Origin of the sequence: Enterococcus sp. AN402, assembly GCF_040719405.1 — a bacterium.
Lineage (GTDB): Bacteria > Bacillota > Bacilli > Lactobacillales > Enterococcaceae > Enterococcus > Enterococcus faecalis.
On sequence record NZ_JBFDTM010000004.1, the window covers coordinates 2845384 to 2861706 of the forward strand.

At 39.4% G+C, this 16323-nt stretch carries 13 protein-coding genes and 1 other annotated feature; of the genes, 12 read left to right on the forward strand and 1 reads right to left on the reverse strand.

Annotated features, from left to right (window positions below):
- The first annotated feature begins 10 nt into the window (after positions 1-10).
- Both gshAB and AB1I62_RS15205 read left to right on the forward strand, forming a co-directional pair.
- Positions 11-2281, forward strand: a complete 2271-nt coding sequence (gshAB, locus tag AB1I62_RS15200; protein WP_002361023.1) for a bifunctional glutamate--cysteine ligase/glutathione synthetase — start codon at positions 11-13, stop codon at positions 2279-2281.
- Positions 2282-2471: 190 nt separating this feature from the next.
- Positions 2472-2573, forward strand: a complete 102-nt coding sequence (locus tag AB1I62_RS15205; protein ID WP_021164442.1) for a putative holin-like toxin — start codon at positions 2472-2474, stop codon at positions 2571-2573.
- A gap of 185 nt (positions 2574-2758) precedes the next feature.
- On the opposite strand, the gene AB1I62_RS15210 is transcribed toward AB1I62_RS15205, so the two are convergent.
- Positions 2759-3211 (reverse strand): YueI family protein, encoded by a 453-nt coding sequence (locus AB1I62_RS15210; RefSeq protein WP_002359057.1) that lies wholly within the window; start codon positions 3209-3211, stop codon positions 2759-2761.
- Between the two features lie 184 nt (positions 3212-3395).
- Between AB1I62_RS15210 and AB1I62_RS15215 the strand changes: the two genes are divergently transcribed.
- The 10 genes from AB1I62_RS15215 to AB1I62_RS15260 all read left to right on the forward strand — a co-directional run bounded on the left by AB1I62_RS15215 (position 3396) and on the right by AB1I62_RS15260 (position 16286).
- Positions 3396-4343, forward strand: a complete 948-nt coding sequence (locus AB1I62_RS15215) for an iron chelate uptake ABC transporter family permease subunit (protein ID WP_048737629.1) — start codon at positions 3396-3398, stop codon at positions 4341-4343.
- Positions 4340-5305 carry an iron chelate uptake ABC transporter family permease subunit gene (locus tag AB1I62_RS15220; protein ID WP_002371665.1) on the forward strand — a complete coding sequence of 322 codons (966 nt, stop codon included), beginning with the start codon at positions 4340-4342 and terminating at the stop codon, positions 5303-5305. Before AB1I62_RS15215 ends, AB1I62_RS15220 begins: the two co-directional genes overlap by 4 nt.
- A complete protein-coding gene (locus tag AB1I62_RS15225) occupies positions 5302-6057 on the forward strand; it encodes an ABC transporter ATP-binding protein (protein WP_002354962.1) in 756 nt (251 codons plus the stop codon). The genes AB1I62_RS15220 and AB1I62_RS15225 overlap by 4 nt, the downstream gene beginning before the upstream one ends.
- A gap of 38 nt (positions 6058-6095) precedes the next feature.
- Positions 6096-7049, forward strand: a complete 954-nt coding sequence (locus tag AB1I62_RS15230; protein WP_002359060.1) for a siderophore ABC transporter substrate-binding protein — start codon at positions 6096-6098, stop codon at positions 7047-7049.
- Positions 7050-7196: 147 nt separating this feature from the next.
- Positions 7197-7442: a binding site (T-box leader), on the forward strand.
- 49 nt (positions 7443-7491) lie between these two features.
- Positions 7492-9135: a peptide ABC transporter substrate-binding protein gene (locus AB1I62_RS15235; protein ID WP_367019400.1), complete on the forward strand. Its 1644-nt coding sequence runs from the start codon at positions 7492-7494 to the stop codon at positions 9133-9135.
- Between the two features lie 21 nt (positions 9136-9156).
- The gene (gene pepT / locus AB1I62_RS15240) at positions 9157-10377 is read left to right on the forward strand and encodes a peptidase T (RefSeq protein WP_048955710.1); all 1221 of its coding nucleotides are present in this window, start codon (positions 9157-9159) and stop codon (positions 10375-10377) included.
- Between the two features lie 85 nt (positions 10378-10462).
- A complete protein-coding gene (locus AB1I62_RS15245) occupies positions 10463-11020 on the forward strand; it encodes a GNAT family N-acetyltransferase (protein ID WP_002398158.1) in 558 nt (185 codons plus the stop codon).
- A 34-nt stretch (positions 11021-11054) separates the two neighbouring features.
- Entirely contained in the window at positions 11055-11666 is a 612-nt protein-coding gene (locus AB1I62_RS15250) for a YktB family protein (RefSeq protein WP_010821902.1), read from the forward strand.
- Positions 11667-12022: 356 nt separating this feature from the next.
- A complete protein-coding gene (locus AB1I62_RS15255) occupies positions 12023-12385 on the forward strand; it encodes an LPXTG cell wall anchor domain-containing protein (protein WP_010825543.1) in 363 nt (120 codons plus the stop codon).
- Entirely contained in the window at positions 12372-16286 is a 3915-nt protein-coding gene (locus AB1I62_RS15260; protein WP_367019402.1) for a WxL domain-containing protein, read from the forward strand. Before AB1I62_RS15255 ends, AB1I62_RS15260 begins: the two co-directional genes overlap by 14 nt.
- The last annotated feature ends 37 nt before the right edge of the window (positions 16287-16323 follow it).

The window sequence follows — 16323 nt, forward strand, 5'->3', positions numbered from 1 at the left end:
AGGCGACAAGATGAATTATAGAGAATTAATGCAAAAGAAAAATGTTCGTCCTTACGTATTGATGGCTCGTTTTGGTTTAGAAAAAGAAAACCAACGTAGTACACGAGAAGGGCTTTTAGCGACAACTGATCATCCCACGGTTTTTGGTAACCGTTCTTATCATCCATATATTCAAACAGATTTTAGTGAAACACAATTAGAACTAATCACGCCTGTAGCAAATAGCGGCACAGAAATGCTTCGTTTTTTAGATGCCATTCACGATGTGGCTCGTCGTTCGATTCCAGAAGATGAAATGTTGTGGCCATTAAGTATGCCACCACAATTACCAACAAAAGATGAAGAGATTAAAATCGCTAAATTAGATCAATATGATGCGGTGTTATATCGTCGTTATTTGGCAAAAGAGTATGGCAAACGAAAACAAATGGTCAGCGGAATTCATTTTAATTTTGAGTATGACCAAGCCCTGATTCAGCAATTATATGATGAACAATCCGAAGTGACAGATTGCAAACAATTTAAAACGAAAGTGTACATGAAAGTTGCCCGTAACTTTTTACGTTATCGCTGGTTAATTACGTATCTTTTTGGGGCTTCACCAGTTAGTGAAGACGGCTACTTTAGAGTCTATGACGACCAACCGCAAGAACCCATTCGCAGTATTCGGAATAGTACGTATGGCTACAGAAATCATGACAATGTGAAAGTATCGTATGCCTCATTGGAACGCTATTTAGAAGATATTCATCGCATGGTGGAAAATGGTTTACTTTCTGAAGAAAAAGAATTTTATGCGCCTGTGCGCTTACGTGGCGGGAAACAAATGTCTGATCTGCCTAAAACAGGTATTCGCTATATCGAGTTGCGTAATTTAGACTTAAATCCTTTTTCACGTTTAGGCATTGTGGAAGATACCGTGGATTTCTTACATTATTTCATGTTGTATTTATTGTGGACAGATGAAAAAGAAGAAGCGGATGAATGGGTAAAAACTGGCGATATTTTTAATGAACAAGTGGCTCTTGGTCATCCTCATGAAACGATTAAGTTAATTGCAGAAGGCGATCGGATTTTTTCAGAAATGATTGATATGTTAGATGCTCTAGGCATTCGTAAAGGCAAAGAAGTTGTCGGTAAGTATTATCAACAACTGCGGAATCCACAAGACACCGTTTCTGGCAAAATGTGGACGATTATTCAAGAAAACTCCAACAGTGAACTGGGAAATATTTTTGGAAACCAATATCAAAGTATGGCCTTTGAACGCCCTTATCAATTAGCTGGTTTCCGTGAGATGGAATTATCCACACAAATTTTCTTGTTTGATGCGATTCAAAAAGGTTTGGAAATCGAAATTTTAGATGAACAAGAGCAATTTTTGAAACTGCAACATGGCGAGCACATTGAATACGTCAAAAATGCCAACATGACTAGCAAAGATAACTACGTGGTACCATTGATTATGGAAAACAAAACCGTGACAAAGAAAATTTTGTCTGCAGCAGGGTTCCATGTGCCTGGCGGTGAAGAATTTTCATCTTTTATTGAGGCACAGGAAGCACATTTACGCTACGCCAATAAAGCGTTTGTCGTGAAACCAAAATCAACGAATTACGGTTTAGGAATTACCATTTTTAAAGAAGGCGCTTCGTTGGAAGACTTTACGGAAGCGTTACGGATTGCTTTTAAAGAGGACACAGCGGTTTTAATTGAAGAATTTTTACCTGGAACAGAATATCGGTTCTTTGTGTTAGATAATGATGTAAAAGCCATCATGTTGCGCGTGCCAGCCAATGTTACGGGAGATGGCAAACACACTGTAGAAGAATTGGTGGCCGCTAAAAATAGTGATCCATTGCGGGGGACCAATCACCGTGCACCACTAGAGTTAATCCAGTTAAATGATTTAGAAAAACTAATGTTGAAAGAACAAGGTTTAACTATCTATTCTGTGCCAGAAAAAGAGCAAATCGTGTACTTGCGAGAAAATTCTAATGTTAGCACGGGCGGGGATTCGATTGATATGACCGATGTCATTGATGATAGTTATAAACAAATCGCCATTGAGGCCGTAGCTGCTTTAGGAGCCAAAATTTGTGGTATTGATTTAATCATTCCTGACAAAGACGTAAAAGGCGCACGTGATAGCTTAACGTACGGGATTATCGAAGCAAACTTTAATCCAGCCATGCACATGCATGTGTATCCTTACGCTGGAAAAGGACGCCGTTTAACAATGGACGTTTTAAAACTTTTATACCCAGAAGTGGTTCAATAAAAAAAGAATACCGCCAAAAAATTCATAATAGATTTTTTGGCGGTATTCTTTATAAAAACGTTTTCTTGGTGAACCCAATAGGTTATACTAAAACTATTACCAATGAAAGTTGTATGACGGTGGCTCTGAGTTAGAGAGGCAGGTGATGCCTATGTGTATCCGATGCACTTTAACGAAAGGAGCATTTTTTTTGTCAATCGAAGCGACATTGGAATTGATGATTAGTTTTGCAACCCTTGTTGCGTTACTGATTTTCGGTATCCTTGAAGCAACGAAAAACGATAAAAAATAACCGTTCATAAGCTTAGACGGCTGAACGGTTAAAGAACAATAAAAACTTAACTCAGTAAGCCACCAGTTCTTATAACTGGCGCTGGTATAAAGGAGAGGTATGTTACCCGCATACCTCTCTTTTTCATCTTTATAATAGCACAATTCTATTATAAATGGAAGCGCTCATAACTTTCCTTGAGCTTTTTATGAGTGAAATAGCTTTTGCCAAAAGCCTTTTTTAGCTGTTGGCTCTTCTTTTGGCGTTTCTGTTGCTTGAGGATATTTTTCTGTAACGTCAATCACAGGTTCATCGACTGCATGTTTTTCAGCTAACAGTAAGCCGAGAGAGTCAGGGTTGTTCTCCACAAAATTGTTAACAATCTTAAAGGTTGCGCCATGCTGATTTAATAATTTAATATAGGTACTTTGCAGGTCAGAAGAGATTTCGCCATTTAAAAGTACTGTAACTTCAGGATGCTTCGCTAATTCTTCTAATAAATGTTTTTGGTTCTGTGCATCTTTCATTTCAGCGACGGTCATGGAGAGACGGCAGCGTTCACGAAATGTGCCCATGTATTTGTGTTGTTCTTCAGGATTAACGAGGGGCGTACCGTACATTCCTTTATCCAGACGTTGTTGTAAGTCATCATTCGCCATTCAGTAACACTCCTTTCCTAACGTTTCCCTCCATTATAGCATATCTTAGATAAGTCGTTGGTCAGTCGGCTTGAGAAGAAGTTTTTAATAAAGGAAAAAAAGTGGTTGCATTTGTGATGGTTTTCTCATACACTGTAACTAAGAATGAGAATCATTCTCAATTAAATAAAAATGGAGTTTTCTCATGAAAAAGATTGGTTTGTTTGTTCTACTATTACTTTTCAGCTTATTGTCATTAGTGATAGGGGTGAAGGACATTGCACTTTCTCAGTTGTTTCAATTAGATGCGCAGCAACAATTTGTTTTATTTACCACCCGTGTTCCCCGCACGTTGAGTTTAATCATTGCTGGTAGTACGATGAGTATTTCTGGATTGATTATGCAGCAACTCACACAAAATAAATTTGTCGCTCCTAGTGTCGCTGGAACAACCGATAGTGCAAGGTTGGGTATTTTAGTCGCAATGTTATTTTTCCCAACAGCTCCGTTTCTCTATCGAACGGCAATTGCTTTTATTTTTGCGCTAAGCGGGACCTTGTTATTCTTAGCGCTCATTCGATTATTACCAAGTAAGAATCAAGTGATGGTCCCTTTGGTGGGCGTGATGTTTGGTAACATTCTAGGTTCAATTGCCACATTTTTTGCCTATCAATACCAATTGGTTCAAAATATGTCTGCTTGGTTACAAGGAAATTTTTCCACAGTTATGAAAGGGAATTATGAATGGTTATTCTTAATGATTCCTTTGTGGTTTGTTATTTATTTATTTGCTTATCATTTCACTGTCGTTGGTATGGGTGAAGCATTTGCAAATAGTCTTGGCGTCCATTACCAGAGAATTCAGTTTTTAGGTTTGACGCTGGTTGCTTTAGCAAGTGCCATCGTTTTATTGATGGTGGGGAATATTCCGTTTTTAGGGGTTGTGATTCCCAATCTCGTGTCTTTACGTTATGGCGATCATATGAAAAATACCTTGTGGTTAACTGGGATTTGCGGGAGTTTGTTCTTGTTAATCTGTGATATTTTAGCACGAGTATTGATTGCCCCCTATGAAATTCCTGTCAGCGTGGTTGTCGGAATATTAGGGAGCATTTTGTTCATTTTATTATTACTAAGGGGGCGCAAACAATGAAACGGCCTTTAAAAAAATGGCTTTCATTACTTTTGCTTTTAGCTGCCGTAGTAATTGTGAGCCTTTGTTATTTAACTTATAACACGTATGGCAATTGGTCCTTTGCTTTGGCGTTACGAGGCAAAAAGTTATTGGCTTTTATTTTTGTTGGAATCGCTGCGGCTTTTTCAACTATTAGTTTTCAAACAGTCACGCAAAATCATTTCCTAACGCCAAACATTTTAGGGATGGATTCCTTGTACGTCTTTGTGCAGACGGTGTTATTTTTTCTTTTAGGAGGCGCACAAGCGTTAGGTCAAGTAAGTCTTGGGTCGTTTTTGATGAACGTCTTTTTAATGGTGTTTTTAAGTACTAGTTTATCGTATTTTCTATTACGCAAAAATCAATCCGACTTATTTTTATTATTGATGATTGGCATGATTTTAGGTACTTTTTTCAGTAGTATTAGTACGTTTTTACAAGTGATTATGGATCCTAACGAATACGACTTACTCCAAGGAAAGTTGTTTGCCAGTTTTGGTAACGTCAATAGTCAGTATCTCGTTTTCGTTGGTGTGGCGGTACTCATGATTTGTGGGATACTTTGGCGGGAAAGTTACCGTTTAGACGTTTTACATTTAGGGAACCATCAAGCACAGAATTTGGGGATTGCTGTGAATCAGTTTCAATTAGTGTTGTTGTGTTTGATCAGTAGTCTGGTCGGCTTATCAACAGCATTAGTGGGACCGATTACATTTTTAGGTTTTATCGTAGCCAATATGAGTTATCAATTTATGAAAACCTATCGCCACCGAGAACTGTTTGTGGCAGGAAGTTTAATAGCAGTCTTTTTACTGGTGTTTGGTCAATTGATGGTTGAACAGGTCTTTCATTTGAATACCCCGCTAAGTGTGGTGATTCAATTTGTTGGGGGCGTTTATTTTATATGGAAAATTATTGCAGAAAGGAAGCAACGCACATGATCCAGATGAGTGATGTATCAAAAAAATATGGCGATAAATTTGTCGTTTCAGACATTGATTTACCTATTTCTGAAGGCAAATTAACGGCCTTTATTGGACCAAATGGCGCTGGGAAAAGCACGCTGCTAGCCATGATGAGTCGCTTAATTCCCAAAGATACCGGGGAAATTTATCTGGACAAGCAAGAAGTAAAAACCTGGAAGCAATCAGCTTTTTCACAAAAAATTGCCCTTTTAAAACAAGCCAACGGTGTACAACTTAAATTAACTGTGCGAGAACTAGTCAATTTTGGCCGCTTTCCTTATTCCAAAGGTCGCTTAAAAAGCGCTGACCATGAAAAAGTAACAGAAGCACTGGAACAATTGGGCTTAACTGAAATGGCAGAAGAATACATTGATACCCTTTCTGGGGGCCAATTACAAAGGGCGTATATTGCCATGATTTTAGCCCAAGATACCGATTATATTTTATTGGATGAGCCCTTAAATAACCTCGACATGAATTATGCGGTTCAAATGATGCAGATTCTTAAACGCTTAGTAGATGAACTAGGAAAAACGATTCTGATTGTTCTACATGATATTAATTTTGCCGCAAGCTATGCAGATGAAATTGTCGCCATGAAAGGCGGAAAGCTCTATGCGCATGGCGCAACAGAAGAAGTTATTCAAACAAGTATTTTAAATGATCTTTATGAAATGAATATCCGGATTTGTGAAATTGAAGGAAAACGCTTTTGTCTTTATCACTAAATCGGGCAATTTAAAAATAACGTTTTTGGAGGAAAAGAATGAAAAAGAAATTTTTAGCAATGATGGCAGTTTCAATGATGGGACTGTTAATGTTAAGTGCTTGTCAAACAAATAAAAAAACAGCAGATTCTGCAACAACAGAAACAACAGCTAAAACGGAAGTCACAGTCAAAGACACCAATGGTCAATTAACCGTTCCCAAAAATCCTCAGAAAGTCGTTGTTTTTGACAATGGTTCCTTGGATACAATGGACGCACTAGGTGTCGGTGACCGCGTGGTAGGTGCGCCAACCAAAAATATCCCTGCGTATTTGAAAAAATACCAAAAAGTTGAATCAGCAGGCGGCATTAAAGAACCAGATTTAGAAAAAATCAATCAACTAAAACCAGACTTGATTATTATTTCTGGTCGTCAACAAGATTATCAAGAACAATTAAAAGCCATTGCGCCAACCATTTACTTAGCTGTAGATGCCAAAAATCCTTGGGCATCAACGAAACAAAATATCGAAACGTTAGGCACTATTTTTGATAAAGAAGAGGTAGCCAAAGAAAAAATAACTGGCTTAGAAAAAGAAATTGCTGACGTGAAAAAACAAGCAGAAGCTAGCGCGAATAATGCGCTTGTTGTGTTAGTTAACGAAGGTCAACTTTCCGCTTACGGAAAAGGCTCTCGTTTCGGTTTAATTCATGATACATTTGGCTTCAAAGCAGCAGACGATAAGATTGAAGCTTCCACTCATGGGCAAAGTGTTTCTTACGAATATGTTTTAGAAAAAAATCCTGGGATTCTCTTTGTGGTAGATCGCACCAAAGCAATTGGTGGCGACGATTCAAAAGATAACGTCGCTGCAAACGAATTGATTCAAAAAACCGATGCTGGTAAAAATGATAAAGTTATTATGCTTCAACCGGATGTTTGGTATCTAAGCGGTGGTGGATTAGAATCAATGCATTTGATGATAGAAGATGTTAAAAAAGGATTAGAGTAAAATTGTTTTAGAAAAGAGGGATTGAAACCTCTTTTCTTTTTTTGATGAAAAACAAAAAAGTTTTAAATTAAAAATGTGGTTGACGGCCTCGAAAATGTTTGCTAAACTATCCGTAAATCAGTATGATTGATGAAACAAATAAAAGAACAAAATGTGATGAGAAGGAAAGTACTTTTTAAAATAGCTTGCAGAGAGCCTCGTTTGGTGAGAAGAGGTAGTGACGTTAAAGGGGAAAATGGCCTTTGAACAGGTTGGTTGAAGCCGTTTGCTTAAACCAATTCAGGTGCGCCTGTTATAGCGCTACAGTATGATTGTACTGGAAACGAGCGGATCTTTTTTAGCGAAGAGATCAACAAAGGTGGTACCGCGATTGCATAAGCATTCGTCCTTTTTAGGACGAATGCTTTTTTTATTTGTTTAAAAAATATGAGGGGGCAACAACATGAAATTGGGGAAAAAAGTAGTAGGTTTGATTGCAACAGGGTTTCTTTTAGCCGCATGTGGCGGAACCAAAGAAGCGGCAGAGAAAGTAGATTCGGGAAATTTAGCAGCTGAACAAAAAATCAGTATTAGTTCACCTGCACCAATCTCAACATTGGATACAACACAAACAACAGATAAAAATACCTTTACAATGGCACAACATTTATTTGAAGGCCTTTATCGGTTTGATGATGATAGTTCCACGGTGCCAGCTCTAGCTAAAGATGTCAAGATTAGTGACGATGGGCGCAAGTACCACTTTACCTTGCGGGAGGGGATTAAGTGGAGCAACGGCGAGCCAATTACGGCCCAAGATTTTGTTTATTCTTGGAAAAAATTGGTGACACCAGCGACGATTGGACCGAATGCCTATTTACTAGACAGCGTTAAAAATAGTTTTGAAATACGCAACGGTGAAAAGTCAGTCGATGAATTAGGGATTTCAGCCCCTAATGACAAAGAATTCATTGTTGAATTAAAACAGGCCCAACCTTCCTTCTTAGCAGTCGTTTCGATTGCTTGGTTAGCGCCACAAAATCAAAAATTTGTCGAAGCGCAAGGTAAAGATTACGCCTTGGATAGTGAACATTTACTTTATAGCGGGCCATTTACGCTAGCCAATTGGGATGCGACTTCAGATACTTGGACATTGAAAAAAAATCCAGAATACTATGATGCGGATCAAGTGAAACTGGAAGAAGTTGCGGTTAGTACAGTCAAAGAAGATAATACTGGGATTAACTTATATCAAGCGAATGAACTAGACTTAGTTCGCATTAACGGACAATATGTTCAACAATATCAAGATGATCCAGGCTATGTCAGTCATCCAGATGTGGCCAACTACTTCTTAGATTTCAACAAAAAAGAAGGAACGCCATTAGCGAATGTTCATTTACGAAAAGCGATTGGCCAAGCAATTGATAAAGAAGCCTTAACACAAAGTGTCTTAAACGATGGGTCAAAACCCCTCAACGGATTAATTCCAAGTAAACTTTATGCGAATCCAGAAACAGATGAAGATTTCCGAGCTTACAGTGGCGAATATTTGAAAAATGATGTCAAAAAAGCCCAAGCAGAATGGACGAAAGCCCAAGCGGATGTCGGTAAAAAAGTGAAACTTTCATTGCTGGCGGCAGATACAGATCAAGGAAAACGAATTGCTGAATATGTTCAAAGTCAGTTGCAAGAAAATCTGCCAGGTTTAGAAATTACCATTTCATCGCAACCAAGTAATAATGTGAACCAATCGCGACGTGAAAAAAATTATGAGTTGTCTCTTTCAGGATGGATTGCCGGCAGTAGTGAATTAGACTCTTACTTTAACTTATATGCAGGAGAATCAAGTTACAATTACGGCAATTATCATAATGCCAAATACGACCAATTGGTAGAAGAGGCACGAACGATTAATGCCAATAATCCAGAGAAACAGTTTGCAGAATACAAAGAAGCGGAAGACATCTTGTTGAACCAAGATGCTGCCCAAGTACCGCTGTATCAAAGTGCCTCAAATTATCTAATCAATCCTAAATTGAAAGGCATTAGTTATCACTTGTATGGGGATTATTTCCACTTGCGCAATGCCTATTTAACAGAATGATTCAGGAAGAAGGAGTAAAAAATGGAAAAATTAGTCGAACGATTTTTAACTTACGTGAAAGTTAACACCCGTTCAGATGCCAACAGTCAAACCACACCGACGACGGTCGGTCAAGTGGTTTTAGCCAAAATGATTGAAACAGAACTTCATGAATTAGGTTTGGCCGATGTGCATTATAACGAACAAAACGGTTTTTTAACGGCACGGTTGCCGGGTAACCAACCTGCAGCGAAGAGCATCGGCTTGATTGCACATCTGGATACGGCGGATTTTTCAGCAGAAAATATCCGTCCCCAAGTCATCACTAATTATGATGGCCAAGATGTCCTCTTGAATCAAGAACAAGGCATCGTTTTATCGGTTGCTGAATTTCCCAATTTAAAAGAGTATCAAGGGGAAACGTTGATTACTACAGACGGAACCACACTTTTAGGAGCAGATGACAAAGCGGGAATTGTCGAGATTTTAGCTGCTGTTGAGTATTTTTTGACACATCCAGAAGTAGCGCGGGGGGATGTTTGGCTCGCCTTCGGTCCAGATGAAGAAATTGGACGCGGGGCCGATCAATTTGATGCACCGAACTTCCCAGTCGCTTTTGCGTATACGATCGACAGTGGCCGTGTGGGGCATTTCGAGTATGAAACGTTTAACGCTGCTCAAGCTGTGATAACAATTGAGGGAACCAGTGTCCATCCGGGAACGGCCTATGGTTCGTTAGTAAATGCCATTAAATTAGGCGAACAACTTGATCAATCACTACCGCAAAAGGAAGTGCCAGAACAAACACGTGGAAATGAAGGATTTTATTTACTCAATAAATTTACAGGAAGTATTGAAAAAGCAGAACTTGTCTATATCATTCGGGATCATGATCGAGAAAACTTTCAAGCGAGAAAGCAATTTTTGGAAAAACAAGTCCAACGTTTAAATGCGCTGGCGGATAAACCCAGACTAACAATTACTTTCCAAGACCAATACTATAATATGAAGGAAATCATCGAAAAAGATTGGACGCCTGTAGAATTGGCCGTCCAAGCAATGGAAAGTTGTGACATTGAACCAATCATCACACAATTTCGTGGCGGGACAGATGGTTCTAAGATTTCTTTCATGGGCATTCCCACGCCTAATCTATTTACAGGTGGCGAGAATTTTCACGGGCAATATGAATTCATTACCGTTGAATCAATGGCCAAAGCTGTTCAGACGATCATTGCCATCATTCGCTTAAACGCTAATTAAAGAAACACGCAAGGGAAATGCCGATTTTCCTTGCGTGTTTCGCTGTTTTTCGGTAAAGTATGTAGAAAAGTAGGGAGTTTTGCTCATGAATTATCCATTGATTTTTGCAGAAAACCAACGAATTGAAACCGAACGCTTGATTTTAAGACCTGTCACATTAGCCGATGCAGAAGATATGTACGAATATGCTTCAGATGAGGAAACGGTCCGCTATGTGTTTTTGAAAAACCAAACAATCGCTGAAACACGACAAAACATTGCTAAATATTTTATGGGAGAACCTTTAGGAAAATATGGGATTGAAGTGAAAGAAACGGGCAAAATGATTGGCACGATTGATTTGCGGGTCAATGAAACCAATAATATTGGAGAATTAGGCTATGTCTTGAACCGTGCCTTTTGGGGCAAAGGCTACATGCCTGAAGCCGCGACGGCGTTAGTTGAACTGGGTTTTGCAAAAATGAAACTCATGAGAATCTTTGCTTTACATGATCAAGACAATCCAGCTTCTGGTCGTGTCATGGAGAAAATTGGTTTTACCTACGAAGGAACACTGCCCAATGCTCGAATTAGTAAAGGGAAAATTGTCACAGATGTTTATCGTGGGATGACACTGGAAACATGGCAAAATCGACAAAAATAGAAGCGGAAGACAAGTTAAGAGAGGAATTAGAGAAATGTTGATGTTTACAGAAAAAGAATTCGCAGCCTTTGAAGTTGCTGGATTAGATGAACGAATGGCGGTTATCCGTGCGCAAATTCAACCTATTTTTCAAGAATTAGATACGTATTTTGCCGAACAACTAGCGCCTGAACTAGGAACGGAGTTGTTTGTCCATATTGCGCAACATCGCCGTCGCACCGTGTATCCACCAGAAAATACTTGGTCAGCACTTAGTCCGAATAAGCGCGGGTATAAAATGCAGCCGCATTTTCAATTAGGCATTTGGGGCGACTATGTGTTTATGTGGTTGTCATTCATTGATAATCCTAAAAATGAAAAGCAGATTGCGCAAGCCTTTTTAGAGAATCAGCAATTATTCCAAGCATTACCAGAAGATACGTATGTTTCCTTGGATCACACGGTTCCTCAAATTACTCCGCTGCCAGAAACGGATTTAGAAAAAGCCTTAACTCGTTTTAGAGATGTAAAAAAAGGTGAGTTTGAAATTGGGCGCATCATTCCCAAAGATAGTGCCTTGTGGCAAAACCCTGAAAAAGCACGCGCTTATATGTTGTCAACCTATCAACAACTCCTGCCATTGTATCAATTAGCTGTTGCCCAATAAGAGAAACAGACAGTTATTTTGTGTTTTAGTGTTATTTTATCGAATTATCTAATCGTCAAAAATGAGAAAAGCTCACAATGTTAGTTTTAAACACTAACATTGTGAGCTTTTCTTTAGTTTAGGTGATGGAAATTTAAGAAATTAAAGATGATTTTTTTGAAAAAGGGGATAGTCTTTACTGTTTTCCCTTGTTTCCTTTAAATAACGTAGCTTAAAAGACACGATATGTAAGGAACTTGTTGAAATAAGGGTTATCAACTGGAAAAAACTGTTGTTTTGAAGAGTCTTTTTTTTGCTATTATAGAGCTATGAAAATAGGTTGTGAGAGATATTTAAATGCAAAAGGAGGTTTTTAAATGAAAAAAAAGCGTTATTTAATGATTGCGTGTCTACTATTTTCCCCTAGTTTTTTTATAAATGTTGAAGCGTCTGATGGTGGTTCTAGTTCGGTGGGGATTGAATTTTACCAAAATCCGACAACACCCGCTCCTAAAGATCCCCCACCGAAAACAGATGCGCCAGCTGCCGATCCCAAGGAACCAGCTGGTCCTCCGCAAGGAGATCAACGAAGTGGTGGTTCGACACAGACCACCACAACTGGCTCGCAGCTCCCTCGGACAGGGAGCAAGAGTCAGGCAAATTTGAACATTCTCGGCTTCGCCTTAATCGGTTTGGCGGGAATCGTACATAGAAAGAGGGGACGACATGAAGCGAAATAAATGGCAACGTCTTGCAGCTATTGGCTTATGTAGTTCTTTGCTAGTGAATGCCTTTTCGGGCGTGACGGCAGTTGCGGAAACTGTGACGATTGAAAGTAGTCCGACCGCCGAAAGTAGTACCAAGGAAGAGACACCAGCCAGTAGCGTTAAGGAAGAAACAACGAAAACCAGTACGCAAAATAGTCAAGTAACGACTGACACGAGTCAGGAAGAAGAAACGAAAGAAGCGGAGAAACAAGCAGAAACAGAAGTATCAACGGAAACGCCAGAGGTAAAAACAAATACCACAGAACAGGCACCAGCAAATAGTAGTGAAAGTGACCTACAAAAGAGTATTTCACCACGTTGGGTACCGAATAATCAAGTGATTTACCCGAGAATGACCTTTGCTTTTACGGATGAAACAGGGAAAGCTTTCGCTAATGAAAATTTAACGTTATCAGGGACGTATTATAAATTAGCAAATCGCACAGCAACTAGTCAATGGAGCCCATACGCTGATAGATATCCAATTGTTTCTTCTAATGCAGGTGGTGGTCAATATCGAGTAGCTGTCAATGCAGCGGTTCCTATGCCGTACGATTTTCTCACAAATTTACCAGTAGGTTACCATATGAATATCTATGCAATTGAACAATTAAAGATTGATAACACACTAAAGTATGTCGACAGTATTGTTGCCTCGTCCAGTAGTATAAACATGACCAGATACAGTGTGCAACAAACATCTGAAGCAGCTCAATTTGGTAATTACGCTAAATATGGTTTGTCTCAGAGGGATAAAACATTCTCTAAAAATAGTGCAAGTATCTTTTCTCTAAATTCAGTAGCTTTTGCTACGACTATTGGTGGTGTATTAACAATAATGAGAACAGATTCTGTAGAGAAAGACATTCTATTAATGGGATTTGATGGTACGGCAACGTACCGAGAAACACTGAATTACGTAGTCACACGTAAACAAGTCACCGAAAAGTTCGTCAATACTAGTGGCGTAGCCATTACACCGCCAACAGGGTTTACCCAAAATAAGAAAACACCAATGACCAGTAATGCTTTCACATTCAAACAAGCAGGCACCTTACCTGACACCTATACAACAGGCGGTAAGACCTACAAGTTCAAAGGCTGGTACAAAGGCAAAACCAAACCAAGTACCTTGACCACCACCAAAGCACCAAGTTATGGGGTAACCTATGATGACAATGATGATTTGAATGTGGTTTATGAGGAAGTAGTCACCAAAACCTATACATTACCTAGCAAAGAAATTACTTTTGGCTATGTAGACGAAAAAGGTAATTTAATCAATCCTGCTAATTTCACATTGAAAGCAACGATGTCTGAAACAACGAAAAGTGGTACAACAACACCTTTTTCAACGATTACAGGAACCAATGTAACGACAACGAATCTTAAAAAATTAACGATTCCACAAAAAGTCTATACCTTACCAGAGTCTGTGGAAGGTACCACATATGGTACACGAAGTGTTACACATGAAATTCCGAAATACTATCGCACCATTTCAATCTCACCAACGGCAACTTATACAGGGGATAAAACGAAATATCCACTTGCGAATGAGGTCAGAAAAGATATTGTAAATCCAAGTACGGTTGTTAGTTCAAGTCCTGGTACAAATGCATATGAATTAGGTAAAACCAGTAATACATCATATAACACCAAACAATATTATTGGAACTGGGATACGACTGAGACACTTTATGCAATGGGTGTTTACTCTGGTAACGTAGGAGCGACTTACAATTTAGCTACCCCAGATAAAACTGTTTATTATTATTTAGAAAACCGTCGTGTTACCGAAAACTTCGTAGCCACAAGCGGTGCCAAAATCACACCGCCCACAGGTTTCACCCAAGGAAAACAAACGGTGATCACAAGTGATGATTATACGTTCAAACAAGCTGGCACCTTACCAGATACCTACAAAGTCGGCACAAAAACCTACAAGTTCAAAGGCTGGTACAAAGGTAAAACCAAACCAGCGACTTTAAAAACAACGAAGACACCAAGTTATGCGGTGACGTATGATGATAATGATGATTTAAATGTGGTGTATGAGGAAATGATTCCCAAAGATACGTGGGTTTATCCAGGTTTCCATGCAGATTTTGTCGATGAAAAAGGACAAGCTTTCAATGAACCGTTAACGTTTTCTGGAAACTACACACAGACACTAAGAAAAGCGGTAGACCAGACATATGTGACAACGGGCGCCATGAATCCACTGGTAAGTATTAAAAATACGAATGAAGCCAATGTCTATACTATTACGACCCAATCAAGAGTTAATATTCCAGCAAACTTTGATGAAGTTCCTAGCGATATTTATGATATTCGTAGTTATGCAATCAACGACTGGAATATTACAACGGAACTAAAATATGTGGACAAAATTGAAACAATGAATACCACATTACCTGTTTCTGTGTATCCAGTGGGCTTTGTCGGGACTGATCCAGTGTTTAACAATAGTGGTCCGGGCCAATTAAATGAGATAGATAAATCCTTTAAAAAAGGGATAGATAATAAATTTTCAATAAAAGCAACATTTGGTGTCGGTAGCTCAGTAAACACTGTTCCAAGATTATTACTTGTAGCTCGTGCGACAGGAAATCCAGAGAATAAGATCGTTTTACATGGTTTTGATGGGACACAAGACTTCAAACAAACCATGAACTATAAAGTCACACGAAAACAAGTCACCGAAAACTTCGTCGACACAAGCGGTGCCAAAATCACGCCACCAACAGGCTTCACCCAAGGCAACCAAGTACCAATGAACAGTAACACCTTCAAGTACACAGCGGCACAAGCTTTACCAACGACGTATACTGCAGGTGACAAGACCTATACGTTCCAAGGGTGGTATAAAGGGAAAACCAAGCCAAGTACGTTGAACAAAACCACAACACCAACGTTCAATGCGACTTTTGATGGCAATGACGATATGACCGCCATGTATAAGGAAGAAATACCGATGGCTAGTGTCACATTAACTCGACCAAAAGAAGTGATCGATACGAATACCAATGTAATCTGGACAACAACGATCACGAATACTAGCAAAGCACCCTTACAAAATCTCACCTTGAAAAAAGGGCCCAATTGGTCAGCTGGTCTGACGATCCCGACCTTTATGGAAGTGACACCAGAAGGAGAAACGACAAAATCAATCCCAGTAAATAGTACACTTTGGACAGAAGGGGTTTCTTTACCAAATGCCGTTCCTATCGGCAAAAAAGTTTCAATTGCTTTCACAACTCGCGCAACAGGGAAACCAAACACTGTTTTGAAAGCAGAAGTTGTAGTATTTGGTGGTATTAAAGATCGTACAGTGGATAACTTCGTGAGAATTCGTCCAAATGATCAAGAAGTAGTCACACCAACGACCGAAGGCTTCATTAGTGTACCAACCTTTGACTTCGGCCAAGTGGGCGTTGCAGGAAGTAAGCAACAACACAGCTTGAAACAAGCCGCGGATTACTACGGCAACGGCACACGCAATCCGTATCTGCGGATTAAGAAAACGCAACCGAATTGGAGCCTAACGGCGCAACTGTCGCAACCGAAATCAGCGACAGACAGCTTGCCTACAGCGACCCGCTTATTATTAGGGGCGGCACCTGTCTCTAGCTTCACCAATTACAATCAACCAACCGAGTTGAAAAATTCGGTCGGTACCACGAGTGCCATTAGCTTAACAGCCAACAACACGGCGACGAGTATTATTGCCAACAAGCAATTCACAGGTAGTAATGTTTACCAGTTGGACTTCACCTTCAATAATGTCAAACTTGAAGTGCCAGCCAATCAAGGTGTTAAAGGGCAACAATACAAGGCCGCGGTTACGTGGAATCTTGTGACTGGACCTTAACAAGAATACGTGAATAAAAGCTAAACCGCCCTCAAAA

What these genes read in the sequence shown, in the direction of transcription:
- gshAB (WP_002361023.1), top strand. Translation starts at nt 11, where the DNA reads ATGAATTATAGAGAATTAATGCAAAAGAAAAATGTTCGTCCTTACGTA.
- AB1I62_RS15210 (WP_002359057.1), bottom strand. Translation starts at nt 3,211, where the DNA reads ATGGCGAATGATGACTTACAACAACGTCTGGATAAAGGAATGTACGGT.
- AB1I62_RS15215 (WP_048737629.1), top strand. Translation starts at nt 3,396, where the DNA reads ATGAAAAAGATTGGTTTGTTTGTTCTACTATTACTTTTCAGCTTATTG.
- AB1I62_RS15220 (WP_002371665.1), top strand. Translation starts at nt 4,340, where the DNA reads ATGAAACGGCCTTTAAAAAAATGGCTTTCATTACTTTTGCTTTTAGCT.
- AB1I62_RS15225 (WP_002354962.1), top strand. Translation starts at nt 5,302, where the DNA reads ATGATCCAGATGAGTGATGTATCAAAAAAATATGGCGATAAATTTGTC.
- AB1I62_RS15230 (WP_002359060.1), top strand. Translation starts at nt 6,096, where the DNA reads ATGAAAAAGAAATTTTTAGCAATGATGGCAGTTTCAATGATGGGACTG.
- AB1I62_RS15235 (WP_367019400.1), top strand. Translation starts at nt 7,492, where the DNA reads ATGAAATTGGGGAAAAAAGTAGTAGGTTTGATTGCAACAGGGTTTCTT.
- pepT (WP_048955710.1), top strand. Translation starts at nt 9,157, where the DNA reads ATGGAAAAATTAGTCGAACGATTTTTAACTTACGTGAAAGTTAACACC.
- AB1I62_RS15245 (WP_002398158.1), top strand. Translation starts at nt 10,463, where the DNA reads ATGAATTATCCATTGATTTTTGCAGAAAACCAACGAATTGAAACCGAA.
- AB1I62_RS15250 (WP_010821902.1), top strand. Translation starts at nt 11,055, where the DNA reads ATGTTGATGTTTACAGAAAAAGAATTCGCAGCCTTTGAAGTTGCTGGA.
- AB1I62_RS15255 (WP_010825543.1), top strand. Translation starts at nt 12,023, where the DNA reads ATGAAAAAAAAGCGTTATTTAATGATTGCGTGTCTACTATTTTCCCCT.
- AB1I62_RS15260 (WP_367019402.1), top strand. Translation starts at nt 12,372, where the DNA reads ATGAAGCGAAATAAATGGCAACGTCTTGCAGCTATTGGCTTATGTAGT.